The sequence below is a fragment of the Novosphingobium sp. FG90 genome (assembly GCF_057808725.1).
The window spans coordinates 172,094-196,474 of sequence record NZ_JBMDIO010000001.1; the positions used below are offsets into that span (position 1 = coordinate 172,094).

Genomic DNA, 24,381 nt, shown 5'->3' on the forward strand with positions numbered 1-24,381 from the left:
TTTCGTATCGCATGGACGGGACGCGCGAAAGGGAGGCGGGGGGCTGGCTGGGGAAAGGGGCCGGGCATGCGCGATGGGCGCCCATGGTCGGGGCGGCCGATCAGGTGCGTATGAGCTGATAGTCTCCGGCGGCATCGACTTGCGCGGTCCAGCCGGGATAGACGACGATGGTGGTGAAGGTCTCCTCGACGATGGCCGGGCCGGGGATCTCCATGCCGGGCGACAGGGCGCGACCGAGGTGGACGGGAACCTGCATGAAACCCCGGCCCAGATTGGCGCGGCGATGGCGCGCAGGTTCGGGGATCTCGCCGCTCGGTGTGAAGCCCCCGGCGGCTTTCGGGCATGGCGTCTCGACATGGGCGCTGAGGCGCACGCCGGATACTTCCGGCACCTCGTTCGCGCGGACATGGCCGTATTCGGCCATGTGACGCGCATTGAACAGGCTGATCGCGCGGGCTGCGAAGTCCTGCGCGATGAAGCCGAGATCACCGAGTGGGGCATCCGCCTCGAACGGGATCGAGAGCGAGAAATTCTGGCCGGGATAGCGCATGTTGAGCTGGTAGCTTGCCCGGATTCTGCCCGTTTCGAACGATGCGGCGGCGAAGTGATCGCGGACACGCTTGCAGAGAACGCTCCACAAGTCGCGGATGCGCGCCACGTCCAGCGCGCCCGCGGAGGCGATGTAGGCGCGTTCCTCGTCGATGGCCGGGTTGGCGACGAGGGTGCCGAGGGCCGAGAAGGTCGGCGATGCCTTGGGGACAAGCACGCGCTCGATGCCGAGTTCCTCGGCCTGGATCGCGGCGAAGGCGGGGCCGTTGCCGCCATAGGCGAGCATGGCGAGGTCGCGCGGGTCGATGCCCTTGCCTGCGGTGGTGCGGCGCACGCCCTGTGTCATGACGGCATTGACGACGCGCCAGCAGTCGAAGGCGGCCCGTTCTGCGCCCTTTTCGTCGTCTCCGTGGCCCAGTTGCCGCGCCATGGCTCGAAAGGCTTCGGCCACGCCATCGCGCGAAAGGGTGAAACTGCCGCCCGCAAAGCCCTCCTCGGTGGACAGGATACCCAGCATGACGAGGGCGTCGGTGACGGTAGGCTCCGTACCACCACGGCCGTAGCAGATCGGGCCGGGCTCCGAGCCGGCAGAGCGCGGGCCGACCTGCAGCGCGCCGGCGTTTACGTGGCAGATGGAGCCGCCGCCTGCGCCCAGGGTCTCCACCTTCACCATCGGCACGCCGACGAGATAGCGGTGATGCATGTTCCAGCCGGCCTCGGCCGGTGCCTTGCCGTCGATTACCAGCGACATGTCGTAGCTTGTGCCGCCCATGTCGACGCACAGCAGGTTGGGGCAGCCCTTGGCCACGCCGCAATGGGCCGAGCCGACGACGCCGCCCGCCGGACCGGAGGCGAGAACACGGATCGGCGCGCCCGCGATGTAGTCGCGCGTCATCACCCCGCCGGACGCCTGCATGACCATGAGCTGCCTGCGATAGCCGCCTTCCACCAGCCGCCGGACCAGCTTTTCAAGATAGCCCGTCACGCGGGGGCCGACGTAGGCGTTGACCACGGTGGTGGAGGTGCGGTCGTACTCCGGCGCGCGAGGCAGGACTTCGTGGCTGGCGCAGATGTAGGCGTCCTGGATCTCCTCCCGGACGATCTCGTGCGCGCGGCGCTCGTGCTCGGGGTTCACGAAGGAGAACAGAAAGCTGATCGCCACCGCCTCGACGTTCTGGAGGCGCAGCTTGCGACAGGCATCGCGCAGGGCTTCCTCGTCGAGCGGCTTGTGGACGGTCCCGTCGTGGAGCACCCGCTCGGGCACGGTAAGGCGGCGGCGGCGCGGCGTGATCTGCCGGGGCGGCGCGAGGCGGACGTCCCAGATGTCTTCCTTGTAGCCCCGGCGATATTCGATCTCGTCGCGGAATCCCTCGGTGGTGATGAGGCCGGTGAGGGCGCCGTTCATCTCGATGAGGGTATTGTCGGCGACGGTGGTGCCGTGAACGATCGCCTCGCAGCGGGCGAGGAAATCGGGCAGGGCGAGGCCCCCCTTGTCCGCCAGCCGGCCCAGACCTTCCATGACGCCGAGCGAACGGTCCTGCGGAGTGGAAAGGTTCTTGTGGAGGATGACCTCGTCCTCCTTCAGGAGCGCGAAGTCGGTGAACGTGCCGCCGATGTCGATACCGACCCTGTAATTCATCGATTGTCCTCTCTGCTCCCCCTTCTGCATTCGGGGGGACCTGGCCGGCGTCATGCTACGACATGGAAGTGTGGTTCATGCCCCGGAGCATCTCAGGCATTCGCTGCGACATGCTCTGCCATGCGCGCCCGCAGTGCTTCGGTCGCCTCCCGGTCCACAGCCAGCGTGTAGTCGTCGAGGCGTCCCGTCAGCACCACGCCGTATCTGGCGCGCGCGGCCTCGAGGCTGACGTACTCGTCGAGGACATCCTCCTTCACGGCTTCGGGATCGCGCTTCAGGGCCGGGCCGAAGCCGCCGCCGCCGCCGTGCTGGTAGGCGATCACCGCACCTTCGGGCAGAAGCTCCTGCGCGGTGTGGAGGATGGCGCGCTCGTTCGCGGAGCCGACTTCGAAACGGTTGGTGTAGGGGATCGCGTCGTCTCCGCCGCACAGGCCGCTCAGGGGATGCTCGGCCGAGACCATCCATGCCATCGCCGAGGTCGGCTTGAGCACCTGCTTGACGTTGAGCGATCCGGGCGCGCCGCGCCATTGTCCGGCACCGCCTCCATCGGTGGTCATCTCGCGGCTGATGTTGAGGATGGGAAAGCGGCTTTCCGCGTCCTCCGCCTCGGACAGGATCAGGCTGCCCAATGCGCTGGGGCACGACCCCCAGCCGTCGAGGCCCGCGACCGCCGAGACGTCCATCGAGCGGCAGTCCACCCCCTGATCCATCCACATCGCGCCGTCGTCGTCGAAGCCTACCACCATGTTGGGCATGCCGATCTTGTAGAGTTGCGGCTGTGACCGCTCCGGCGCGACGTGGGAGAGGGCGATGCACACCGCCTCGGTGATCTCGCAGGCCGGGTGGAATGAACCCAGCGCGGCAGGCTTGTTCGGCGGAGGCTGGGCGATGCAGCCCTCGGGCACGATGATCTCCACGGCGTCGAAATAGCCCTCGTTCTTCACGATCGTCGGGTCCATCGCGGCGACGACCTGGCACATCACGTAGCTGCGGGTATTGGCGAAGGTATTCCAGACGCCGACGAGTTCGGGGCGGTCGTCGGTGCCGGTGAGGTCGACGGTCAGCTGGTCGCCGGCGATGGTGCAGGTGACGTGAACTTTCACGTCCTTGGTGCCGGCGGTGTCATGGTCGATGAACACCATCGCCTCATAGGCCCCGTCCGGCCACTTCGAGACTTCGTCGCGCACGCGCCGCTCGGTCTGGGCGATGGACTGGTTGATCGCCGCGCGGATGACCTGTCCCCCCCAACGCGCGACGAGCCTGTCGAGCATCCCGACTGCGTGCTGGACACCGCCGATCATCGCCGCGATATCGCCACCGAAGCTCGGGAAGCGGTTGTTGCGCACCACGGTGTCGAACACATCGCGGCGCAGCGTCCCCCGGTGGACCAGCTTGAGGCAGGGATAGATCACGCCTTCGGTGAACAGGTCGGTGGCGTCGAGGGAGAAGCCGCCGGGGTCCTTGCCGCCGGTATCGCCCTGATGCGCCTGCAGGGTCTGGATGCAGACGAGCTGGTCATTCTCGTCGTAGACCGGCCCGTAGACGCAGTAGTCCGGCAAGTGGCCGCCGCCATGGTCGGGGTCGTTGGCGAGGAATACGTCGCCCGGCCCCCAGTCGTAGCGTTCCTGGTTCATCAGGCCCCAGCGCGTTGCCATCTGGTTCACGAAGGTAAGGTGCGGCGTGCCCACCGCCCCCATCGCGAGGCGACCATGCGCATCGACGATCGCGGCATTGCGCTCGTTCGACTGATTGATGATCGGCGAGCTTGCCGCCCGGCCCAGATATGTGGCGCTCTCGAAGCAGACCGTCTCGAAGGCGCCGCGAATGATGTCGGCGGTCACCGCATCGATCCCGGCGTCTGTCGGCAGCGGTGCGCGGCGCGCGGCCAGCCTGCGGTTCAACTCGTAGGACATGCGTGCCTTTTCCCCTTCTGGACATGTCGGGGATAGGCCCCGTCATCGCGGCCTTCTCGACAAAGCGCGCCGGGCGACGTGCATTTTGCGAAAGGCGGCGCTATCGGCCGAGCCGGCAAAGAGCATCCCGCCGTATCGGAGCAGATCCCGCGATGAAGACGAGACCCCGCATCCATCCCGTCTACGCCGAAATGGGCACGACGGTGTTCGAGCGGATGTCGGCGCTGGCGCGGGAAACCGGCGCGATCAATCTCGGGCAGGGCTTTCCCGATGGCCCGCCCCCGGCGCCCCTGCTGGAAGCGGCGGCGCGCGCTCTGCACGAAAAGTCGAACCAGTATCCGCCCAGCGTCGGGCTTCCCGCGCTGCGCGAGGCGGTCTGCGCGCATTATGCACGCACGCAGGGGCTGTCGCTGGCGCCGTCCGAGGTCGTCGTCACCTCCGGTGCGACCGAAGCCATCGCCGCCGCCGTGCTCGCGCTGGTGTCAGAGGGGGACGAAGTGATCCTGTTCCAGCCGGCCTATGACGCTTATGCGCCGATGGTGCGGCGGGCCGGGGGCATCCCGGTCTCGGTGCCGCTGCAGCCGCCGCATTTCCGCTACGACCCGGCAGCGCTGGAGGCGGCGGTGACACCCGGGACACGCGCGATCATGCTCAACGATCCGCTCAATCCCGCCGGGACGGTAGCGAGCGCCGAGGAGCTTGCCATGATCGCGCGGTTCTGTGTGGCGCACGATCTGGTCGCCATCTGCGACGAGGTATGGGAGCAGGTGCGCTTCGACGGCAAGGCGCATCGCTCGCTGATGGCCTGCGAAGGCATGGCGGAGCGGGTCGTGAAGATCGGTTCGGCAGGCAAGATCTTCGGCCTTACCGGCTGGAAGATCGGCTGGATGGCGGCGAAGGGGGAACTCGGCACGGCGCTCGGGCGGGCGCACCAGTTCCTCACTTTCACGACGGCGGTGCCGCTGCAATGGGCCGTCGCCGAAGGGCTCGGCCGGGCGGACATTCTGGGCGCGCTGCATGCCGACTGGGCAGCGTCCCGGGAGCGCCTGAGGGCGGGACTGGAAGCGGCGGGGCTGGTCGTTCTACCTAACGCAGCGACGTGGTTCCTCTGCGTGGACCTCGCCGCTTCGGGCATTGCCCTCGCCGACCGCGAGTTCAGCGAGCGGGCACTGCGCGAGGCGGGCGTGGCGACGGTGCCGGTCAGCGCTTTGTACGATGTCGGCGAGGAAGGGCATGATGCCCCCAGCCATATCGTGCGGCTGTGCTTCACCAAGCCTGATCACGTTCTCGACGAGGCGCTGGAGCGGATCGCGGCATGGCTGCGCAGCCTGTGAGCCCGTTGCGCTGGCGCCCTATGCGCGAGGAGGATATCGACGGCGTCGTGGCGGTCGCGCGGGCGGCTTTCCCGGATCATTTCGAGGCGCGCGCCTGTTTCGAGGAGCGGTTCGCGCTGTTCGCCGCGGGGTGCTCGGTGCTGGCGGATCCGGCGGCGGAAGAAGTGAAGGGGTATCTCGTGGCCTATCCCTGGCCGCTGGGCGCCATCCCCCCGCTGGACAGCCTGCTGGGCGTGCTGCCGCCAGAGCGTGAGGCGTTTTACCTCCATGACCTCGCGCTGCATCCAGAGGTGCGGGGGCAGGGACATGCGGGGCCTGCAGTCCGGCGACTCGTCGAGTACCTGCGCGCATCGGGCGGCAGGGACCTCGCGCTCGTTTCGGTCAACGATACCATGGCTTTCTGGCAGCGGCAGGGCTTCGCCGTGGTGACGGCCGACGACGTCCTGCGGCGCAAGCTCGCGAGCTATGGGCCGGATGCAAGATACATGCGCCGCGCGATCTGAGCGTGCTTCTCCGTCTGCCGGAGAGCGGTGACATCAGGGGCTTGACGCCATGCTGCACTGCGGCATCCTCCGTTCTTTCCGGATATCGGTGGGGGCCAGTATGGATCACGCACAGACGCACTCAGCGGGGGTCGAGCGAGGGGATAACACCCTTTGGAACGCGGACCTTGCCCCCACTGACGCATCGCAGCGAAACTGGCGCTGGTGGCACTTTGCGGCGCTCTGGGTCGGCATGGTGGTCGCGGTGCCGACCTGGATGCTGGCGGCGGGGCTGATCGAGCAGGGCATGTCGGCGACGCAGGCGGCGCTGACGGTGGTTCTTGGCAATGTCGTGATCCTTGTGCCGATGCTGCTGATCGGGCATTCCGGAACGCGCTACGGCGTGCCTTTCGCGGTGCTGGTGCGGGCCTCCTTCGGCACCGTAGGCGCGCGGTTGCCTGCGCTGGCCCGGGCGCTCGTCGCTTGCGGCTGGTACGGCATCCAGACCTGGATCGGGGGAGAGGCGCTGCTGACCCTGCTCGGCATTTTCCTCGGCGCCGACTTGCGGGGCACGCCGCTGCCGTTCTTCGGGATCGGGCTGGGCCAGTTGCTCGCCTTCATGGCGTTCTGGCTTGTGCAGCTGCTGTTCGTGCGCAAGGGGCTGCTGACGATCCGGCGGCTGGAAACCTGGACTGCACCGCTCAAGATCGTCGCCTGCGTGGGGCTGCTGTGGTGGGCCATCGATGCGGCAGGCGGGCTCGGGCCGATCTTCTCCGCGCCTTCCGCCTTCGGGCCGGGCGGAGCGAAGGAAGGGCAGTTCTGGGCGGTCTGGCTTCCGGCGATGACGGCGATGGTCGGCTTCTGGGGGACGCTGGCGCTCAACATCCCGGACTTCACCCGCTTCGCGAAGACGCAGCGCGACCAGATGATCGGCCAGACCCTCGGCCTGCCGCCAACGATGGGGCTGATCGCGCTGATCAGCGTCATGACCACCTCGGCGACCGTGGTGATCTATGGCCATGCGATCTGGGACCCGGTGGCGCTGGCGGGCACGCTGTCGGGGCCGTTCGTGCTGCTCGGCCTGATCGTCATTGCGGTCGATACGGTGTCATGCAACATCGCGGCGAATCTCGTGTGCTCGGCCTACGACTTCGCCTCGTTGAGCCCCTCGCGCATTTCCTATCGCAGCGGGGCGCTGATCACGGCGGTGATCGGTCTCGTGATCATGCCGTGGAAGCTGATGGCCAGCACCGAAGGCTACATCTTCACCTGGCTGACCGGCTACGGCGCGCTGCTCGGCCCAATCACCGGCATCCTGATCGCCGACTACTGGCTGGTGCGCGAGACGAAGCTGGACGTCGAGGGCCTCTACAGCGAGACCGGACCCTACGTGTACGGCAATGGCTGGAACCCGCGCGCGCTGATCGCGCTGGCGCTGGGCATCGCGCCGAACGTGCCGGGTTTCCTCAAGGTTTCGGCACCGGGATTGTTCGGCGGCTTTGGCGAAATGTGGTCGGTGATCTATACTTATGCGTGGTTCGTCGGCGTGGGCGTGGCGCTGGTGTCCTATGCACTGATGATGCGCGGACGCGCTGCGCCCCTGACACTGGAGCCGCAGGCAGCCTGATCCTTCAGGCGTTCAGGCCGCCGTTCACGCTGAGCACCTGGCCCGTCATCCGCCGCGCGCCGTCGCCGCACAGGAACAGCGCGAGCGGGGCGATGTCGTCGGCGGTGGGCAGGCCGAGGCCCGCGCGCTGCGCTGCCTTGGCCATGCGCTCGGAACCCATGCGCAGGGCGCTCTCGCTGCCTTCGACATAGCTGGGAGAGATGACGTGGGCGCGGATGCCGTCGCGCGCGGCCTCGACGGCGAAGTTGCGGATGAAGCCGATGGTTCCGGCGCGTGCCGCGCCGATCAGCGTCTGGCGCGGCGCCGCATAGATGCCCGCATCCGACACGAAGGCGATCAGCGTGCCGCCTTCCTGCGCCAGCATCTCGTAGCTGGCATGGGCGAGCCGCTCGATCCAGCCGACCGAGACCTTGAGGAAGTCGCCGAAGACCTCCGGCGAAGTGCCGGGGAACAGGCCGGTAATGCCTTGCGGGCCGGTCGCGGTGCAGTCGATCACCGCGTCGATGCGGCCGTATTGCTCGGCGACCTCGGCGATGAGAACTTCGGCGGCGTCCTCCTCCCATATGTCGGCCGCGAAGCCGTCTATCGTACCGAAGTCGGAGAGATCGACGATGACGTCCTGCAGCTTCTCGGGACTGCGGCCGTGCAGCGCGACCTTCCAGCCCTGATCCAGAGCCAGGCGGGCAATCGCGCTGCCGATGGAGCCGGAGCCGCCGGCAATGAGGAGAACGCGGGTCTCGGTCATGCGCCTTCGTTCTGACATCCTCCCCATTGCGATGCAACGGGGAGGGGGACCACCGCGAAGCTAGGGTGGAGTGGGGATAAGGCCCTTCCGTCAGCGCTTCGCGCTGCCACCTCCCCATCGCTGCGCGACAGGGAGGATTTGCGCGGTCAGTCGCTTTCGAAGGCGGCGCGCATGTCGTCGGGGGCGAGGTCGGAGAACTTGGTGATGCGGGCTTCGAAGCGGAGGCGGACCTTGCCGGTGGCACCGTGGCGCTGCTTGGCGATGATGAGTTCGGAGAGGCCCGTGACCTCCTCCATCTTGGCGCGCCAGGTCTCCCACTTGTCCTTCACGTCTGGACCGTCGGTGTCGCTGGGGAACTTCGGTTCGGTCGCCTTCACGTAGTAGTCTTCGCGATAGACGAACCAGACCATGTCCGCGTCCTGCTCGATCGAGCCCGATTCGCGAAGGTCGGACAACATCGGGCGCTTGTCGTCGCGCTGTTCCACCGCACGGGACAGCTGCGAGAGCGCGATCACCGGCACGCCCAGTTCCTTCGCCAGGGTCTTGAGCCCGCGTGAAATCTCGGAGATTTCGTTCACGCGGTTGTCGTTGGCGCGGCCAGAGCCGGACAGCAGCTGCAGGTAGTCGATGATGACGAGGCCGATGTTGTGGCGGCGCTTGAGGCGGCGGGCTCTGGTGCGCAGGCCGGCGATCGTCAGGCCCGGGCTGTCGTCGATGTAGAGCGGCAGTTCGGCAAGACGCTGGCTGGCGAAGGACAGCGACTGGAAGTCCTCGCGACTGATCTTGCCCATGCGCAAGGCTTCGGAGCTAATATTGGACTGTTCCGCAAGGATACGTGTGGCGAGCTGGTCGGCGCTCATTTCAAGGCTGAAGAAGGCTACCGGCGCGCCGACCGACTTCTCGTGCGGCATGCCGTCGCGCACGGTGTCATCGACGTAGCGCTGCGCGGTGTTGAAGGCGATGTTGGTGACCAGCGAGGTCTTGCCCATGCCGGGACGTCCGGCAAGGATGATAAGGTCGGAATCGTGAAGGCCACCGATCTTCTGGTTGACCGAGGTAAGGCCGGTGGTCTTGCCGGAGATGTGACCGCCCGAATTGAACGCCTTTTCGATCGCCTGGATCGCGACGCGGGTGGCCGAGCCGAAGCTCTTGGCCTCGTTCTGCGTCGCGGCGCCTTCGGCCACCTTGTAGAGCGCGGCTTCGGCGTGTTCGATCTGCTCCATCGGTTCGACCGATTCGGAGGTGTCCATCGCGCTCTCGACCAGATTGCGGCCGACCGAGATGAGTTCGCGCAGCAGGGCAAGGTCGTAGATCTGCTCGGCCAGTTCGCGCGGGGCGAGCAGGCCCTGACCGTCTGCCGTCAGCCGGGCGAGGTAGGCGACGCCGCCCAGTGCCTTCAGCGATTCGTCGGCCTCGAAATAGGGGCGCAGGGTAACCGGCGTGACCACGGCCTTGCGGTCCAGCAGCTGCAGGATGCGCTCGTACAGGCGGCCGTGGACAGGCTCGAAGAAATGTAGCGGAGTGAGCGGGGTCTGCAGTTCCTCGATCACGCGGTTGTCGATGAGGACCGCGCCGAGGAACGCGGCTTCCGCCTCGACGTTCGCGGGCAGGGTTCGGACTTCCGCACCATCGGTACGGGCAAGGGCAACAGGCTGGACCATAAGCGCGCGACAATGCTCCGGCCCGGCGGCGCGGACAAGTCAGGCGGGGAGGGATATTAATCCACAAGCTGTGGATGTGTGTGGGGGCTTCGACAAGCTGGGCCTGAGCGGGATTTGAACACCTGCTCTCGACACCGCTCAGGCTGAGCTTGTCGAAGCCCCGGCCACGTAGACTGCCGATGCACCAAAGCCCACTTGCCCGCCCATGCCGCTACCGCGTAAAGGGCGTGCCGTAATGGCCGACCCGCGTATCTCCCACATCGAACTCGACGATGCGACCATCCTGTGGCGCAATGCCGATATCGAACAGGAGCGGCGCATCGCCATCTTCGATCTCATAGAAGACAATGTCTTCAATCCCTTGCGCTCATCCGAGGCCGGGCACGAAGGGCCTTATCGCCTGCGGTTGTCGGTACAGGACGGGCGCCTTTCGCTGCAGATCACGGCCGAGGACAATGCTCCGCTGGAGACGCTGGTGCTTGGCCTTGCCCGATTCCGGCGGCCGATCCGCGAGTATTTCGCGATCTGCGAGAGCTATTACCAGGCGATTCGCAAGGCGACCGCGCAGGAGATCGAAACCATCGACATGGCGCGCCGCGCAATTCACAACGAGGCTTCGGAACTGCTGCTCGAACGCCTGCAGGGCAAGGTCGAGACCGACCATCCCACGGCACGACGGCTGTTCACGCTGATCTGCGTCCTGCATATCCGCGGCTGAGGGGGCATCGTGGCACGCAAGGGAAAGACCGCGTCTGGCGGCAGGGGGCTGTTGTGGCGCGCTTTGGGCGCACTCCTGCTGCTGGCGATGATCGCCGGGGCATGGGGTTGGTGGCACTTGCGCCACTGGACGCCGGAGCGATCGATCTACCCGCTGCAGGGTGTCGAGATCGGCGTCGATGACGGTGAAGTCAGCTGGAAGTCCTTGAAGGCCATCGGCGCCGACTTCGCCTATATCGACGCGAGCGCCAGCGCTTTTGCCCGCGATCCCGCTTTCGTCGACAACTTTGAGGCGGCCAAGGCGGCGGGGATGCAGGTCGGCGCACTCCACCGCTACGATCCGTGCCAGCCGGCGGGCACGCAGGCGGCGAACTTCGTCACCACCGTGCCGCGCGACGCCAAGTTGCTGCCGCCTGCGGTCGAACTCGACATGTTGGCCGACAACTGCCCGGTCAAGGTCTCCGACGCGCGGGTCGAGAGCGAGCTGATGACCTTCCTGAATCAGGTCGAGACTCATGCGGGCAAGCCGGTGATCCTCAAGGTCACTCCCGCGTTCCAGTCGCGCTATGCCATCGCTCACAAGCTGGATCGCAACCTGTGGCTGGTGCAGGATCGCTTCGAGCCGGGGTATGCCGGGCGGCCCTGGACGATGTGGACGGCGAACCACGCGCTTGCCAACGAGGTTGCGCAAGGGGGGCTGCGCTGGGTAGTCGTGCTGCCATGACCAATGGCACCAACGATACCAGAGACACCCTGATGGCCGCTGCCCGCAAGGCCGCGGGATCGGCCTATGCGCCTTATTCCAACTTCCATGTCGGTGCTGCCCTGTTGCTGGCCGACGGCACCGTGGTGACCGGCGCCAATGTCGAGAACGCCAGCTACGGCCTTTCGCTCTGCGCGGAGACGGTGGCCATCGCGGGCATTCTCGCAAGCGGAGAGCGCCCGCAGCTGCAGGCCCTCGCCGTCACCGGTGGTGCGCCGGGCGCTGCGGGGCAGGGGGCGCAGGTGACGCCTTGCGGGCGCTGCCGGCAGGTCATCAACGAGATCGCGCAACTGGGCGGGACAGATCCGGTGATCTGGTGCGACGGGGCGGAAGGCGTGCTGGAAACCCGGCTCTCCGAACTTCTCCCTTATGCTTTCGGTCCGGCGAACCTGGGCTGACCTGAAGGGCCGGTGCGACGACGGAACCACACAGATCGTCGCATCCCCTATTGTCTATCGTTGTGGTTGAGATAATCTCCAGGGCAGTCGGGACGGATACAGAGTCGACCGGCGGAACCTCGATCAACTGGAGATTCCCGTGGCAACCCTTCGCAATTCCCCTGAGCACGACGCGCCCCTGATCCTGCTGGTGCCCGGCACCCCGGTTACCCCCAAACACTGGATGAGCCGCTGGGCGCAATGGAGCGAGCATTGCCGCGTGGTGGAGCTAGGCCTGTGGGACGAGCCGCATCGCAATACCTGGGTGAACAAGCTCAACCTCGCGATCCGCCGCGCCGACCGGCCGGTGGTAATCGTGACCGACGATATTGCTGCGCTGGCGCTGGCCTGGTGGGTGGAGTTCGAGGCGGTTGGGGCTGAGAGCCCGGTAATCGGCGCGCTGATCGTCGATGCGCCCAACGTGGATCTGCCAGGTGCCGACCCGCGCCTTGCCGCTTTCGGAGCCTGTCCGCGTCAGCCGCTGCCGTTCACCTCGTTCCTCGTCGCCGATCTCGACGGTTCGGCGCAGCGCTCGATGCTGCGGCTGGCGAATGACTGGGGGGCGTGTCCGATCGCCGACGAGCCGCGCGGCGATTGGGGGGAGGGCTGGGTACTGCTCCAGTCCATCGTCGGCGCGTTGGGCGTCGAACTCGCCGAGCCGCACTGGGCGAGCGGCACTGTGCGCGAGGAGCGTCGCCGAGCGGCGTTCTAGGATGCCTTCGTGCCGGACTTGCTCCGAGACCAGTGGCTGTCTTTAGTACGTGCAATGGGCGGGGGCTTCGACAAGCTCAGCCTGAGCGGATTTGAGAGAATATCTCGATCCCGCTCAGGCTGAGCTTGTCGAAGCCCCCGCGTTACACGCCGTCATTTCGGCAGTTCACGGTGCGTGGTCCCGGAGCAAGCCCGGGACAAGGACACTCAGCCCGCTTCGCGCTCCACCAGCCATTCCAGCAGGGCAGCCATGCAGTCGCGGCCCAGCTGTGCCGAGCGTTCCGGGCTCCAGCCCTGCGCCTTGTCGGCGGCGGGGTCGTGGTCCTTGAAGGGCATTTCCAGCGTCATCGACACGGCGCCGTAGCGCTCGGCCAGTTGGTTGGTGGACATCGTCAGATTGCCCTTGCCGGGCCGCGTGAGCGGGTAGCCCACCTTGGTCTGGAAGTCGGGCGTGCGCCGCTCCAGAAGGTCGGCATAGCGTGTATAGCCCGCCTGCTGCTCCTGCTTGAGCGAGGGGATGCCCTCGAAGCCCGCAAGGAACACCGCCGGTATCGCCTCGTCGCCGTGGACGTCCATGGCGAAGTCGACGCCGGTTGCGTCCATCGCGTCACGGATCGCCAGCACTTCGGGGGACTTCTCGGCCGTGGGCTCGGCCCATTCGCGGTTCAGGTTCACGCCTGCGGCATTGGTCCGCAAGTGCCCCCGGCGCGAGCCGTCGGGGTTGGCGTTGGGCACGACATGCAGGGTGCAGCGCTTGCGCAGTTCCCGGCCCACCGAACTGGCGGGATCGGCGAGCAGGTCGAGCGCGCCTTCCATCCACCACTCCGCCATCGATTCGCCGGGGTGCTGGCGGGCGTAGAGCCAGACCTGCAGCGGCCCGTCGCCCATATCGAGGCAGTCGATCGCTTGCCCGTCGAGCGTCAGGCCCAGCGAGCGGTGCGCGACGCCGTCCGCCCCGGCGATCGCGGCGACGAGGTCGTGGTGGCGCTCCATCGAATAGGGCGCGAAGTAGGCGAACCACGCGAGGTCGCCGACGGGTTCGTAGCGGATCGTCAAGGTGCCGCCGTCGCGGCTTTCGTCGAAGGTGCTTTCCGCCCGGCTCCAGTATTCGCGGTCCTCGGAGACGACGGCATCGTAGTTCGGCCAGCCCATCGGATAAGCCGAGCCGTTGAGCCCGGTGATGCGCAGCACCAGTTCGCGGCCCGCCGCGCCCGAGACGCGGAAATGGAACCACTGGAAGAACTCCGATTCGTGGTCCTTGCGGATCGCGAGACTCGCCTCCGGCCCGGAGACGGAGAGGACTTCGATGTTGCCGGAGTCGAACGAGGCGGTGATCTGGATCTGGGTCATTTCACCTGAATAGTTTCGCCCGACTGTCCCGGGAACCCCTTGAACAGCGCTTCGGCAACTTTCGCCGAGCCGAGCGGCGCCTGGGCGAGCGGCGAATCGCCGCGTACCACGAAGCCGGCGCGGCCTTCCCACAGTGCGGTGGCAGTCGGAGCGGCACTACGATCACGGATCGAGACGAACACGCGCGTCTCGACCTGCTCCTTGGGCTTGCCGGAAAGATCGAAGCCGATACCGAGCCCCACGCCCGAGCCATAGCCGCCGGTCCCGCCGCCGACGCCGACCGATACCGGCCCGCGCGAACGCTGCGGCTGGTAGGTGTTGCGCTCCAGCGTCAACCACGCGACTTGCGCGCTGCCTGCCTGTCCGGGAAGCGGTTCGGTATAGCCGATGCGGGCCAGTTCACGCGCAACCGCGGCCGCGTAAGTGCGGAACTCCAGATTGTCGGCCTGTCCGGGCGCGGGCTCGACGCGGATCGTGCCAGTGCCGAGGCGCGACATGTCGGGTGCGTGGAAGCGGGTGACTTCGACGGGGCCGACCGGCGCGACGCAGGCATTGAGCGCCAGTGCGGCGGTGAGGGCAAGCAGTGCGGGCAGGGTGCGCATGATTTCGAAGTCCTCTTCGCGGGCCTTGTAAAGCAGCCTCAGTGCCCTGCCGAGGGGGCTTCGACAAGCTCAGCCTGAGCGGACGTTATATAACCTTGCGCAGGCATGTGCAGTTCCAGTGCTCTCCCCGCTTATCCTGAGCCTGTCGAAGGATGGGCGGTGCACGACTTATCCCGCGCGGCCGACGCCGTCCGGGCCGATTGCGTCGGCCTTGGGGAAATTGTCGAACAGGGCGCCTGCCAGCTTGGTGGCGATCATGCCGTCGGGCCACTTGTCGTCGCCTTCGCGGGTGGCGATCGTGGCATAGCCCTCCCACAGCACCTTGCCGCTGGCGCGATCGACGATCTGCGCATCGAGGCGGGTGGAGACGAGGGCCGAGCGCGGCTTGGTCATGTCGATGTTGATGCCAAGGCCGTATGCCTGACCGTAAGTGCCCACTTCCATCGCGGCGGTGCCGCTGACGGGGCTGCGCTTTTCCTCGGCCGGGGTGAGGACCTGGCGGGAGATGCGCAGCTTGGTGATCTGCGGCTGAGGCGTGTCGGGGTGCAGCGTGTCGTACCCGGCGCCGACCAGCGCATCGATGATCGCGGCCTCATAGGCGCGGCGCGCTCCGGCGTCGACCCAGGCACCGTCGCCCGATTCCGATTCGACCGAGACAGGACCATGGCCGAGTTCGGCCACCGCAGCGGCATCAGGCGAGACGAAGCGGCTCACTTCGACGTGGCCTTCGCGCGAATCCCTGGAGCGGGTCTGCATGCGCGGCGAATCGAGCATCGAGCCACCCCAGCCAGGCCGTCCCCAACCGCCGCCCCAGCCGGGGCCATACTGGGCCTGTGCCGAGGAGGCGAGCAGCGAGACTGCGATCCCTGCGGCAATCCCTGCGCCTTTTAGAAATTTCATGGTGTTCCGGTCCGAATTCGGTGGCGTCGCGCCCGAGTTTTGTCTTATGCGGGCCGCAACTTGCCCGCGCCTGAACGAAGATAGGCGCAGGCACGGGTGCCCGCAACGGCCCGTAACGCTTGACTTTGCCGCAGCGGACCACTAACGGCGCCACTTCGAATTTCCGGCGGTCGGTAACCGCCACGATGACACGGACGAGATAGACCATGAAGATTCGCAACAGCCTGAAGTCGCTCAAGGACCGTCACCGGGACAACCGCGTGATCCGTCGTCGCGGCCGTACTTACGTCATCAACAAGACCAACCGCCGCTTCAAGGCCCGCCAGGGCTGATCCTGTCCCGCCTGCCTTTCTGGCGGGCGATGAACAGGCGGACGGTTTCGTCGCGTGCATGAGGCCCCCGCCGATCGCGGGGGTCTTGTCATGTCTGCAGTTCGCAGGATTGACGCTGTCGTCTTCGACGTCGGCAAGGTGCTGATCGAGTGGGACATGCGCCTGCTGTTCGGCAAGCTGATCGCCGAGCCGGAGCGGCTCGACTGGTTCATGACCAATGTCGTCACGCAGGACTGGCACGTCGAGCACGACGGCGGCCGCGACCTCGCCGAGATGGTCGCCGCCCGCAAGGCCGAGTTCCCCGGTCATGACGACCTGCTCGACGCCTACGCCACGCGCTTTGGCGAGACGATCCCCGGCAACGTCCCCGGTAGCCACGAGATCGTGCGCGAACTGGCCGTGCGCGGGGTGCCGCTCTACGCCATCACCAACTTCGCGAGCAGCTTCTGGCACGAGTATCGCGCCGGTGAGCCGCTGTTCGACCTGTTCGGCGACATCGTCGTCTCGGGCGACGAGAAGCTGCTCAAGCCCGATGCGCGTATCTTCGACCTCGCCGCGCGGCGCTTCGGCCATGATCCGGCGGCGATGCTGTTCATCGACGACAACGCCGACAACATCGCCGCTGCGCGTGCGCTGGGCTGGCAGGTGCATCACTTCGATGGGGCAGAGTCGCTGCGGGCCGATCTGACGGCGCGGGGATTGCTGGGCTGAGCCCTCTACCTCGTCATTGCTTCGCTGCGCTCGCAATGACGAAGTTTTTGGGAAACGGCGGTTCGGCCATTAACGATCGAATCGCTCCGATTTCATCGCTTTCACTGCCTGCTTAAATTTATTTCGCACTTGCAGCGAGAGCGCTTGGCAAGTCCCGATTCCTGTTGCATCAATTGGTCAACAGGGAGTCACAATGGCGACTGCGGGCAGCAAGAACTTCGACGAGATGCTCAACGCGGACGGCTCCGTTCGTCCCGCTTACGAAGAATTCCGCCAATGGTTCGACGGTCAGGATACCACCTGGCTCAGGCGACAGGATGCAGAGGCAGAGCGCTTCTTTCGCCGCATCGGCATCACCTTCAACGTCTATGGGGATGACGCGGGCGAGGAGCGCCTGATCCCCTTCGACATGATCCCCCGCATCATCACTGCACGCGAATGGCGCAAGCTGACGCGCGGGATCGAGCAGCGGGTGCGGGCGATCAACGCCTTCCTGCAGGACTTGTACCACAGGCAGGAAATCATTCGCTCCGGCCGCCTGCCAATCGAAGCGCTGCGCAACAACGAGGCGTTCCTCACGCAGATGATCGGCTTCACGCCGCCGGGCGGGGTCTACACGCACATCGTCGGCATCGATCTCGTGCGCACCGGACCCGACGACTTCATGGTGCTGGAGGATAACGCCCGCACCCCCTCCGGCGTCTCCTACATGCTGGAGAACCGCGAGACGATGATGGCGATGTTCCCGGAACTGTTCACCAAGGTTCCGGTTCGCCCCGTCTCCGATTACCCGCGCCGCCTCGCCCGCAGCCTGCGGGCCTGCGCTCCGGCGGCCTACAAGGGCGGCAAGCGTCCGGTCGTGGCGGTGCTGACGCCGGGCATCTACAACTCCGCCTATTTCGAGCACGCTTTCCTCGCCGACCAGATGGGCGCGGAACTGGTCGAAGGCAGCGACCTGCGTGTCATGGACGGGCGCGTGTGCATGCGCACGACCACCGGCTACAAGGCGATCGACGTGATCTATCGCCGGGTGGACGACGATTACCTCGATCCGCTGACCTTCAATCCGAACTCGGTGCTGGGCGTGGCGGGCATCTTCGACGTCTACCGATCGGGCGGCGTCACCATCGCCAATGCACCGGGCACCGGCATCGCCGACGACAAGGCGATCTACAGCTACATGCCCGAGATCGTCGAGTTCTACACCGGCGAGAAACCGATCCTGCAGAACGTCCCGACCTGGCGCTGTTCGGAAGCGGATTCGCTGGGTTACGTGCTCGACAACCTCGCCGATCTCGTCGTCAAGGAAGTCCACGGTTCGGGTGGCTACGGCATGCTGATCGGTCCGACCTCCTCGAAGAAGGAGATCGCCGAGTTCGAGCAGAAGCTGCGCGCCAAGCCGGGCAACTACATCGCCCAGCCCACGTTGTCGCTCTCGACCGTGCCGATCTTCACCAAGGAGGGCCTTGCCCCCCGGCACGTCGATCTGCGGCCTTTCGTGCTCGTCTCGCCCGACGGGATCGACATCACCCCGGGGGGGCTGACGCGCGTGGCGCTCAAGAAGGGATCGCTGGTGGTCAATTCCTCGCAAGGGGGCGGCACCAAGGACAGCTGGGTGCTGGACGAATGAGCGCGGTGGGAATGATCGGGGGCAAGAACTGATGCTGGGCCGCGGCGCGAACGGCGTCTACTGGATGAGCCGCTACCTCGAACGCGCGGAGAATACCGCGCGGCTGATCGACGTGGGCTTTCACCTCGCGCTGACGCGGGGCAGCCGCCAGTCGCAGGACGAGGAGTGGAAATCGGTCCTCACCACGACCGGTCAGCTCGAGGCCTATTGCGAGTCTCATAGCGAGTTCACCGGCCCGCAGGTCTTCAACTTCCTTTTGCGGGATAAGGACAATCCCGGCTCGGTCCTCGCCATGGTGGAAAATGCGCGTACCAATGCCCGCGTGGTCCGCACCAGCCTGACCAACGCCGTTTGGGAGACCACCAACGAAGGCTGGATGAACTTGCGTGAATTGCTTTCGCGGCCGGTGCGCGAAACCAACCTGGGCGAAGTGCTCATGCAGATTCGCCGCACCGGCACGCTGGTGCGCGGTGCGCTGGAAGGCACCATGCTGCGCAACGAGGTGTTCAACTTCTCGCGCATCGGCACGTTCATCGAGCGGGCGGACAACACGGCGCGTATCCTGGACGTGAAGTATTACGTGCTGCTGCCGTCGGCGGCATGGGTGGGCTCCAGCCTCGACAACGTGCAGTGGGACACGCTGCTGCGTTCGGTCGCCGGCAACCGGGCCTATTCGTGGCTCAACGCTGGCTCCATGGATCCGCGCGGCATCGCGAAGTTCCTGATTCTGGACGGCCAGTTCCCGCGCAGCCTCGTGTTCTGCTACGACAAGATCCGCAGCAACATGGCCGGGCTGGCCAAAGAATACGGGCAGGAAGTTCCCGCGCACGAACTGCTGCGCAACGCGGGTGCGAAGCTGCATCAGACGTCGATCGAGGACATCTTCGAAACCGGCCTGCACGAATTCCTGCAGGACTTCATCGGCACGACCATAGAGATCAGCAGCGCCATCGCCGCCGATTACCGTTTCAGCGAGTAGGAGGGCAAAAGGGTGCTCCTGACCGTCAAGCACACCACACGCTACGCCTTCGCGGGCAAGGTGACGCATGGCCTGCAGCGCCTGCGCCTCAAGCCGAAATCGACTCACGGGCAGGAAGTGCTGGACTGGCGCATGACGCTGGAAGGCGCAAAGCCTCAGGCGTCCTACGAGGACCAGCATTACAACCACGTCGACCTCGTCTCGATCGAGCCGGGCGTGCCGGAGGTCGTCGTGACATGCGAGGGCACCGTGCGAACGGTCGACAACAACGGGGTCGTGGGCCAGAATTTCGGGCTGATGCCGCTGTGGTGCTTCCTGCGGCCGACCAAGCTGACAAGGCCGGGCGCGAAAGTGCGCCAACTGCTCGCCGGAATCGAGGCGGATCGCTCGGACCTGCTGGGCTATCTCCATACCCTCTCGCGGGTGATCGGCGAGCAGGTGGAATATGTTCCCGGCACCACCGACTCGCAGACTACCGCCGAGCAGGCGCTCGCGGCGGGGAAGGGCGTGTGCCAGGATCATGCGCATATCTTCATCGCCGCCGGGCGGATGCTCGACGTGCCGATGCGCTACGTGGGCGGCTACCTGCGCATGGACGATCGCACCGAGCAGGATGCCGGGCACGGCTGGGCCGAAGCGCACGTACCGGGGCTCGGCTGGGTCGGCTTCGATGTTTCCAACGAGATCTGCCCGGACGAGCGCTATATCCGCGTCGCCACCGGGTGCGATTACTCGGAAGCGGCGCCGGTCACCGGTATCGCGATGGGGGCGGGGGAAACCCGACTGGACGTTCATCTATCGGTAGATGAGAATCGGTTAGATATGCAGCAGCAGCAGTCCGCACAGGGCGGGCAGCAGCAGACGCAAGGCAGCTAGACCCCCGCGATATGGTGGGGTACGGGCGGCACGGGTTTGCACGGGGTTTGACGTAGTACCATGACTTATTGTGTCGGCATGATGCTCGATCGCGGGCTCGTCCTGATGAGCGACACGCGCACCAATTCGGGCGTCGATAACATCTCGACCTTCCGCAAGATGTACCACTGGGAGATTCCCGGCGAGCGCATCATCACGGTCATGACGGCGGGCAACCTCGCCACCACGCAGTCGGTCATCAGCCAGCTTGAGGAGCGCAACAAGGCGCCTTCGGAGCGGCACAATTCCCTGCTGGAAGCGCCGACGATGTTCAAGGTCGCCTCGATCGTCGGCAACCTGCTGCAGGACATCATCGCCGAGCGCGCCGCCGACAACGGCCAGAACGCGGCGGCCGGGACCTTCAGCGCCTCGATGATCGTCGCCGGGCAGATCAAGGGCATGGAGCCCCGGCTGTTCCTGATCTACCCGGAAGGCAACTTCATCGAGGCGAGCTTCGACACGCCCTTCTTCCAGATCGGCGAGACCAAGTACGGTCGCCCGATCCTCATCCGTGGCTACGAGCGCGGCATGAGCTTCGAGAGCGCGGTGAAGCTGCTGACGGTCTCTTTCGATTCGACCCTGAAAGCGAACCTGTCGGTCGGGCTGCCGCTGGACCTGCTGGTGATCGAGCGCGATCACTTCACGCCCCGGCACGAACGGCGGATCGATGCCTCTGACCCGTACTTCCAGTCCGTTTCTACGAGTTGGAGCGAGGCCCTGCGCAGCGCGCTCGACGGGCTGCCGGATTATCGGATGGCCTGAGGGGCGTCAGGCCTTCACATCCCACACCAGCGGCAGGTTGCGGATCGAGAGCAGGCCCGGGAACACCGTGGTGTCCGACCCGGGTTTCGGCCGGAATTCCGGGATGCGGTTGAACCATTCCTCCAGCAGCACCCGCAGCTCGCGCCGCGCCAGATGCGCGCCGAGGCAGATGTGCACCCCGCCGACGAACGTGAAGTGGCGGTTGGCCTTGCGCTCGGGGTTGAAGGTGCGCGGGTCCTCGAATTGTGCGGGGTCGAAGTTCCCCGCCGGGTTGAGGCACTGGAACGAATCGCCCTTCCTCACTTGAACCCCGTGCCATTCGAAGTCCTGGGTCGCGGTGCGGGCCGAGGACAGGATCGGCTGCGTGCGCAGGAATTCCTCGACCGCACCGTTGATGAGTTCCGGGCGCGCGCGGATCGTTCGCTGGATTTCCGGCTGCAGCGCCATGCGCCGGAACATCTGCGCGATCGTCGCGGCGACGGTGTCCAGCCCGCCGAGCCAGAGGAACCAGACCATGCCGATCTTCTCGTCGTCGGTCGGCGCGCGGCCTTCGATCCGGCCATGGACGATCGCCGAGACAAGATGGTCGTCCGGTTCGCGCTCCTTCTCGGCGATGAAGGCGCGCAGGAAATCGAGCACGCCGCGCAGCGCCGCCTGCATCTTCGCGAGATCGCCCGAGTGCAGGATGTCCCACTCCCAGTCGAGAAACTGCTCGAACATCTCTTCGGGGAAGCCCATCAGGCCCATGAAGATGCGCACCGGATAGACCCGCCCGAAGTCCCAGGCCATGTCGACTTCGCCCTTGTCGGCGACGGCGGCGATCATCTCGACCACGATCTTGCGGATGCGCGGCTCCAGTTCGCGGGTGATCCGCGCGGGGCTGAAATACGGCATCAGGTACAACCGGTACTTCTGGTGGTCCGGCGGGTCGATGGCGAGGGGGATCGACTTGAACGTTTCCCCGATCAGGCGCTGGAATTCCGCCGTTCCCGCGTTCGAGAAGTGCGCATTGTCGGTATAGACCCGCTCTATGTCCGCATAGTGCGAGACCACCCAGTTGCCGCGCTGGTTGCCCGAGATCGCGCCCAGGCCGTGCCGCACCGGCGGATTGAACAGCAGGCGCGGGATATCCTTGCCATTGAGCCAGGCGAAGGGCTCGTAGGGATCGACGAGGTCGTTGGGCTCGCTGCCGTTGGCGAAGGACAAGTCGACCACGCGGTCCTTCGGCACGTTGTCCGGCGCTGCGTAGTCCACGCGGATATCGTCAAGCGTTCGCGATTGTGGCATATTCGTCTCCCGGACGAATAAATGCCCGGACGGCCGCTCCGCAACAAGAGGGCCGGAAGCGAGACAAGCGACGCAATCCCGCCGTCTCGTGCCCCGCAATGCCAGTCATCGTCCCGGCGTTGCCCTGCGCGATTGTGCGAACCCGGCCCGGTTGCGAAATGAGAGGCAATTGTTTTTCGGGAGATTGAGTGATGGCCGAGTCTGACACCCAGGAGATGGCGGCAAATGCCCGCACGTACTGGTCGGCGGAAGGATATACCGAAGGCGGCGTGATCCGCGAGGTGGACTATGCCTCGCAGTCGGGCGGCCTCGATCCGATGTTCGAAGGCATCAAGATCGTCGATACCGACACCCACATCACCGAGGCGCCGGACCTCTTCACCAGCCGCGCGCCGGCCGGCTGGAAGGACAAGATGCCGCGCGTGGAGCGCGTCAACGGCACCGACCGCTGGTTCGTGGGCGACCGTGACTTCGGTACGCTGGGCGGCAACGTCATCCGTGCCGACAACAACAAGCTGCTCGGTCGCCTGGCCTTCCCGAAGCTGGAGCAGGCGCATCCCGGCGGGCACGAACTCAAGGCGCGCCTGCAGGCGATGGACGACATGGGCGTTCATGCGCAGATCTGCTTCCAGAATTCGGGCGTGACGCAGGCAGGTTCGCTGATGAGCCTGGGTGACCTCGACCTCGCGCTCAAGGTCATCCAGATCTACAACGACGCCTCGGCCGAGTTTCAGGAAACGTCTGGCCAGCGCATCTTCAACATGGCGCACCTGCCGTTCTGGGACCAGAAGGCTCTGGAAGCCGAAGCGAAGCGCTGCCACGACATCGGCCTCAAGGGCTTCGTCCTGCCCGACACGCCTGAGCGCGTGGGCGTACCCAGCTTCAATTACGATTATTGGACGCCGTTCCTCGAGATGTGCGAGGCGACCGGCATGCCGCTGAACTTCCACCTCAATGCGGCGATCGATCCCAACACCCTGACCTGGGAAGGCTTCCAGTTCGAGCAGACGCTGTCGGTGGTGGCGACGATGTTCTCGATCGGCAACGCGGCGACGCTCGGCAATTGGATGGTTTCGGGTCGTCTCGACCGACACCCGAAGCTCAAGATCGGTTTGATCGAGAGCGGTGCGGGCTGGGTGCCCTTCGCGGTCGAGGCGCTGGAACACCAGTTTCGCGAAATGCTGCCGGTCAAGCGCGACGTGCTCAAGAAGCAGCCCTGGGACTACTTCCGCGACCACTTCTTCTGCACCTTCTGGTTCGAAAAGATCGCGCCCAAGTATCTGCTGGAGATCATCGGCGTCGACAACGTCATGTTCGAGACCGACTTCCCGCACCCGACCTCGCTCTATCCGGGCGTGCAGGAGCACCTGAAGGACGTGCTGGGCGGCTATGACCACGCCACCCGAAAGAAGGTGCTGCAGGACAACGCGGTGCGTTTGTACAACCTGCCGTTCTGACGCCGGAGAATCCTCCCCGTTCCGCAGGAATGGGGAGGGGGACCGCCCGCGTAGCGGGTGGTGGAGGGGAGAAACCCCTCCGTCACCCGTGACGGGCTGCCACCTCCCCATCGCTTCGCGACAGGGAGGATTTAGTGCCGGTAGAACAGGGTCACGGACGCCACGTGGTTCATCCGCGTGCGTCCGCGGGTCTGGTCGATGGTCTGGTTGAGATAGCCTAGTTCCAGCGTCGAGGCACCGGGCAGGCCCACTTCCGCACCGACGAAGCTGCGCAGCTGGTCGAAGCCGCTGCGCGCGCCCCAGTCGGTATCGTTGAACGCCACGAAGCCTTCGGCATAGACCAGCGCGTTCACCGCATCGCTGCCGGCCTTGAGCGGATGTTCATAGCGGATCATCTCGCGCAGGCGCCAGCCCACGTCGCTGCCGTCGGAACGCCAGCGCTGTTCCAGCCGCGTGCGTGACGACAGTTCGCCGCCGAAGGGCTTGCCGAGCGCGAGGTTCAACTGCTGGAAGCTGCGCTCCTCGTTGATGTCGCGTCCGCCGTCGACGGGGGTGATGACATGCGCATATCCCTGATAGAGCGTCGCCGATCGGGACAGCTTCACTCCCACCGCTCCGCGCAGCAGCAGGGCATCGAGGCGCGAGATGCCGTCGCCCACGCGCGGCTGGAACTCGGCGAAATAGACCACGTCGCCAGAGATCGGCCCCATCGCCGTCAGGTTGATCCAGGCCTGCTCGTCCTGCGTCGTCTCTGCATGTGCGAGAGGAGAGGCGAAGAGGGTGGCCGTTGCGAGAGCGAGGCGGGCGAAGCGCGAAATCATGGCGCGGGGATATGGCTGAAGCGTGTCGCATTCGTTGCTGCAGCGTCAGGTCTTGTG

At 65.9% G+C, this 24,381-nt stretch carries 23 protein-coding genes; 14 read left to right on the forward strand and 9 right to left on the reverse strand.

Annotated features, from left to right (window positions below):
- Positions 1 to 100: 100 nt before the first annotated feature.
- Both ACODRZ_RS00720 and ACODRZ_RS00725 read right to left on the reverse strand, forming a co-directional pair.
- A complete protein-coding gene (locus ACODRZ_RS00720) occupies positions 101 to 2,188 on the reverse strand; it encodes a hydantoinase/oxoprolinase family protein (RefSeq protein ID WP_488969105.1) in 2,088 nt (695 codons plus the stop codon).
- A 92-nt stretch (positions 2,189 to 2,280) separates the two neighbouring features.
- The gene (locus tag ACODRZ_RS00725) at positions 2,281 to 4,101 is read right to left on the reverse strand and encodes a hydantoinase B/oxoprolinase family protein (protein ID WP_488969106.1); all 1,821 of its coding nucleotides are present in this window, start codon (positions 4,099 to 4,101) and stop codon (positions 2,281 to 2,283) included.
- Between the two features lie 152 nt (positions 4,102 to 4,253).
- Here ACODRZ_RS00725 and ACODRZ_RS00730 point away from each other — a divergent pair, with 152 nt between their 5' ends.
- The 3 genes from ACODRZ_RS00730 (at position 4,254) to ACODRZ_RS00740 (ending at position 7,544) form a co-directional block, all read left to right on the forward strand.
- On the forward strand, positions 4,254 to 5,435 hold the full coding sequence (locus ACODRZ_RS00730; RefSeq protein ID WP_488969107.1) for an aminotransferase: 1,182 nt from the start codon (positions 4,254 to 4,256) through the stop codon (positions 5,433 to 5,435).
- On the forward strand, positions 5,417 to 5,938 hold the full coding sequence (locus ACODRZ_RS00735) for a GNAT family N-acetyltransferase (protein ID WP_488969108.1): 522 nt from the start codon (positions 5,417 to 5,419) through the stop codon (positions 5,936 to 5,938). Before ACODRZ_RS00730 ends, ACODRZ_RS00735 begins: the two co-directional genes overlap by 19 nt.
- Positions 5,939 to 6,038: 100 nt before the next feature.
- On the forward strand, positions 6,039 to 7,544 hold the full coding sequence (locus ACODRZ_RS00740) for an NCS1 family nucleobase:cation symporter-1 (RefSeq protein ID WP_488969109.1): 1,506 nt from the start codon (positions 6,039 to 6,041) through the stop codon (positions 7,542 to 7,544).
- Between the two features lie 4 nt (positions 7,545 to 7,548).
- On the opposite strand, the gene ACODRZ_RS00745 is transcribed toward ACODRZ_RS00740, so the two are convergent.
- Together ACODRZ_RS00745 and ACODRZ_RS00750 are read right to left on the reverse strand one after the other, a co-directional pair.
- On the reverse strand, positions 7,549 to 8,289 hold the full coding sequence (locus tag ACODRZ_RS00745) for an SDR family NAD(P)-dependent oxidoreductase (RefSeq protein ID WP_488969110.1): 741 nt from the start codon (positions 8,287 to 8,289) through the stop codon (positions 7,549 to 7,551).
- Positions 8,290 to 8,435: 146 nt separating this feature from the next.
- Entirely contained in the window at positions 8,436 to 9,950 is a 1,515-nt protein-coding gene (locus ACODRZ_RS00750; RefSeq protein ID WP_488969111.1) for a replicative DNA helicase, read from the reverse strand.
- Between the two features lie 235 nt (positions 9,951 to 10,185).
- Between ACODRZ_RS00750 and ACODRZ_RS00755 the strand changes: the two genes are divergently transcribed.
- The 4 genes from ACODRZ_RS00755 (at position 10,186) to ACODRZ_RS00770 (ending at position 12,579) form a co-directional block, all read left to right on the forward strand.
- Positions 10,186 to 10,668, forward strand: coding sequence for a UPF0262 family protein (locus tag ACODRZ_RS00755; protein WP_488969112.1), 483 nt, complete (start codon positions 10,186 to 10,188; stop codon positions 10,666 to 10,668).
- A gap of 9 nt (positions 10,669 to 10,677) precedes the next feature.
- A complete protein-coding gene (locus ACODRZ_RS00760) occupies positions 10,678 to 11,391 on the forward strand; it encodes a glycoside hydrolase family 25 protein (protein WP_488969113.1) in 714 nt (237 codons plus the stop codon).
- Positions 11,388 to 11,828: a cytidine deaminase gene (locus ACODRZ_RS00765; RefSeq protein WP_488969114.1), complete on the forward strand. Its 441-nt coding sequence runs from the start codon at positions 11,388 to 11,390 to the stop codon at positions 11,826 to 11,828. Before ACODRZ_RS00760 ends, ACODRZ_RS00765 begins: the two co-directional genes overlap by 4 nt.
- 139 nt (positions 11,829 to 11,967) lie before the next feature.
- A complete protein-coding gene (locus ACODRZ_RS00770; RefSeq protein ID WP_488969115.1) occupies positions 11,968 to 12,579 on the forward strand; it encodes an RBBP9/YdeN family alpha/beta hydrolase in 612 nt (203 codons plus the stop codon).
- 206 nt (positions 12,580 to 12,785) lie between these two features.
- Here ACODRZ_RS00770 and ACODRZ_RS00775 read toward each other — a convergent pair whose 3' ends face one another.
- The 3 genes from ACODRZ_RS00775 to ACODRZ_RS00785 all read right to left on the reverse strand — a co-directional run bounded on the left by ACODRZ_RS00775 (position 12,786) and on the right by ACODRZ_RS00785 (position 15,430).
- Positions 12,786 to 13,928, reverse strand: coding sequence for a M14 family metallopeptidase (locus tag ACODRZ_RS00775; protein ID WP_488969116.1), 1,143 nt, complete (start codon positions 13,926 to 13,928; stop codon positions 12,786 to 12,788).
- Positions 13,925 to 14,530 (reverse strand): DUF4136 domain-containing protein, encoded by a 606-nt coding sequence (locus tag ACODRZ_RS00780; RefSeq protein WP_488969117.1) that lies wholly within the window; start codon positions 14,528 to 14,530, stop codon positions 13,925 to 13,927. Before ACODRZ_RS00780 ends, ACODRZ_RS00775 begins: the two co-directional genes overlap by 4 nt.
- Before the next feature lie 168 nt (positions 14,531 to 14,698).
- Positions 14,699 to 15,430 (reverse strand): DUF4136 domain-containing protein, encoded by a 732-nt coding sequence (locus tag ACODRZ_RS00785; protein WP_488969118.1) that lies wholly within the window; start codon positions 15,428 to 15,430, stop codon positions 14,699 to 14,701.
- A 206-nt stretch (positions 15,431 to 15,636) separates the two neighbouring features.
- Here ACODRZ_RS00785 and ykgO point away from each other — a divergent pair, with 206 nt between their 5' ends.
- The 6 genes from ykgO to ACODRZ_RS00815 all read left to right on the forward strand — a co-directional run bounded on the left by ykgO (position 15,637) and on the right by ACODRZ_RS00815 (position 20,759).
- Entirely contained in the window at positions 15,637 to 15,762 is a 126-nt protein-coding gene (ykgO, locus tag ACODRZ_RS00790) for a type B 50S ribosomal protein L36 (RefSeq protein WP_003046794.1), read from the forward strand.
- A gap of 90 nt (positions 15,763 to 15,852) precedes the next feature.
- Complete coding sequence (locus ACODRZ_RS00795) at positions 15,853 to 16,473, forward strand: HAD family hydrolase (RefSeq protein WP_488969119.1); 621 nt, start codon at positions 15,853 to 15,855, stop codon at positions 16,471 to 16,473.
- 193 nt (positions 16,474 to 16,666) lie between these two features.
- Complete coding sequence (locus ACODRZ_RS00800; RefSeq protein WP_488969120.1) at positions 16,667 to 18,103, forward strand: circularly permuted type 2 ATP-grasp protein; 1,437 nt, start codon at positions 16,667 to 16,669, stop codon at positions 18,101 to 18,103.
- A gap of 31 nt (positions 18,104 to 18,134) precedes the next feature.
- A complete protein-coding gene (locus tag ACODRZ_RS00805; RefSeq protein WP_488969121.1) occupies positions 18,135 to 19,082 on the forward strand; it encodes an alpha-E domain-containing protein in 948 nt (315 codons plus the stop codon).
- A 12-nt stretch (positions 19,083 to 19,094) separates the two neighbouring features.
- Positions 19,095 to 19,958, forward strand: a complete 864-nt coding sequence (locus ACODRZ_RS00810) for a transglutaminase family protein (RefSeq protein ID WP_488969122.1) — start codon at positions 19,095 to 19,097, stop codon at positions 19,956 to 19,958.
- A gap of 60 nt (positions 19,959 to 20,018) precedes the next feature.
- A complete protein-coding gene (locus ACODRZ_RS00815) occupies positions 20,019 to 20,759 on the forward strand; it encodes a proteasome-type protease (protein ID WP_488969123.1) in 741 nt (246 codons plus the stop codon).
- Between the two features lie 6 nt (positions 20,760 to 20,765).
- On the opposite strand, the gene ACODRZ_RS00820 is transcribed toward ACODRZ_RS00815, so the two are convergent.
- On the reverse strand, positions 20,766 to 22,046 hold the full coding sequence (locus ACODRZ_RS00820) for a cytochrome P450 (RefSeq protein WP_488969124.1): 1,281 nt from the start codon (positions 22,044 to 22,046) through the stop codon (positions 20,766 to 20,768).
- 191 nt (positions 22,047 to 22,237) lie between these two features.
- On the opposite strand from ACODRZ_RS00820, the gene ACODRZ_RS00825 reads away from it, so the two are divergent.
- Entirely contained in the window at positions 22,238 to 23,503 is a 1,266-nt protein-coding gene (locus ACODRZ_RS00825; RefSeq protein ID WP_488969125.1) for an amidohydrolase family protein, read from the forward strand.
- Between the two features lie 131 nt (positions 23,504 to 23,634).
- On the opposite strand, the gene ACODRZ_RS00830 is transcribed toward ACODRZ_RS00825, so the two are convergent.
- Entirely contained in the window at positions 23,635 to 24,324 is a 690-nt protein-coding gene (locus ACODRZ_RS00830) for a DUF2490 domain-containing protein (protein WP_488969126.1), read from the reverse strand.
- Positions 24,325 to 24,381 lie beyond the last annotated feature (57 nt).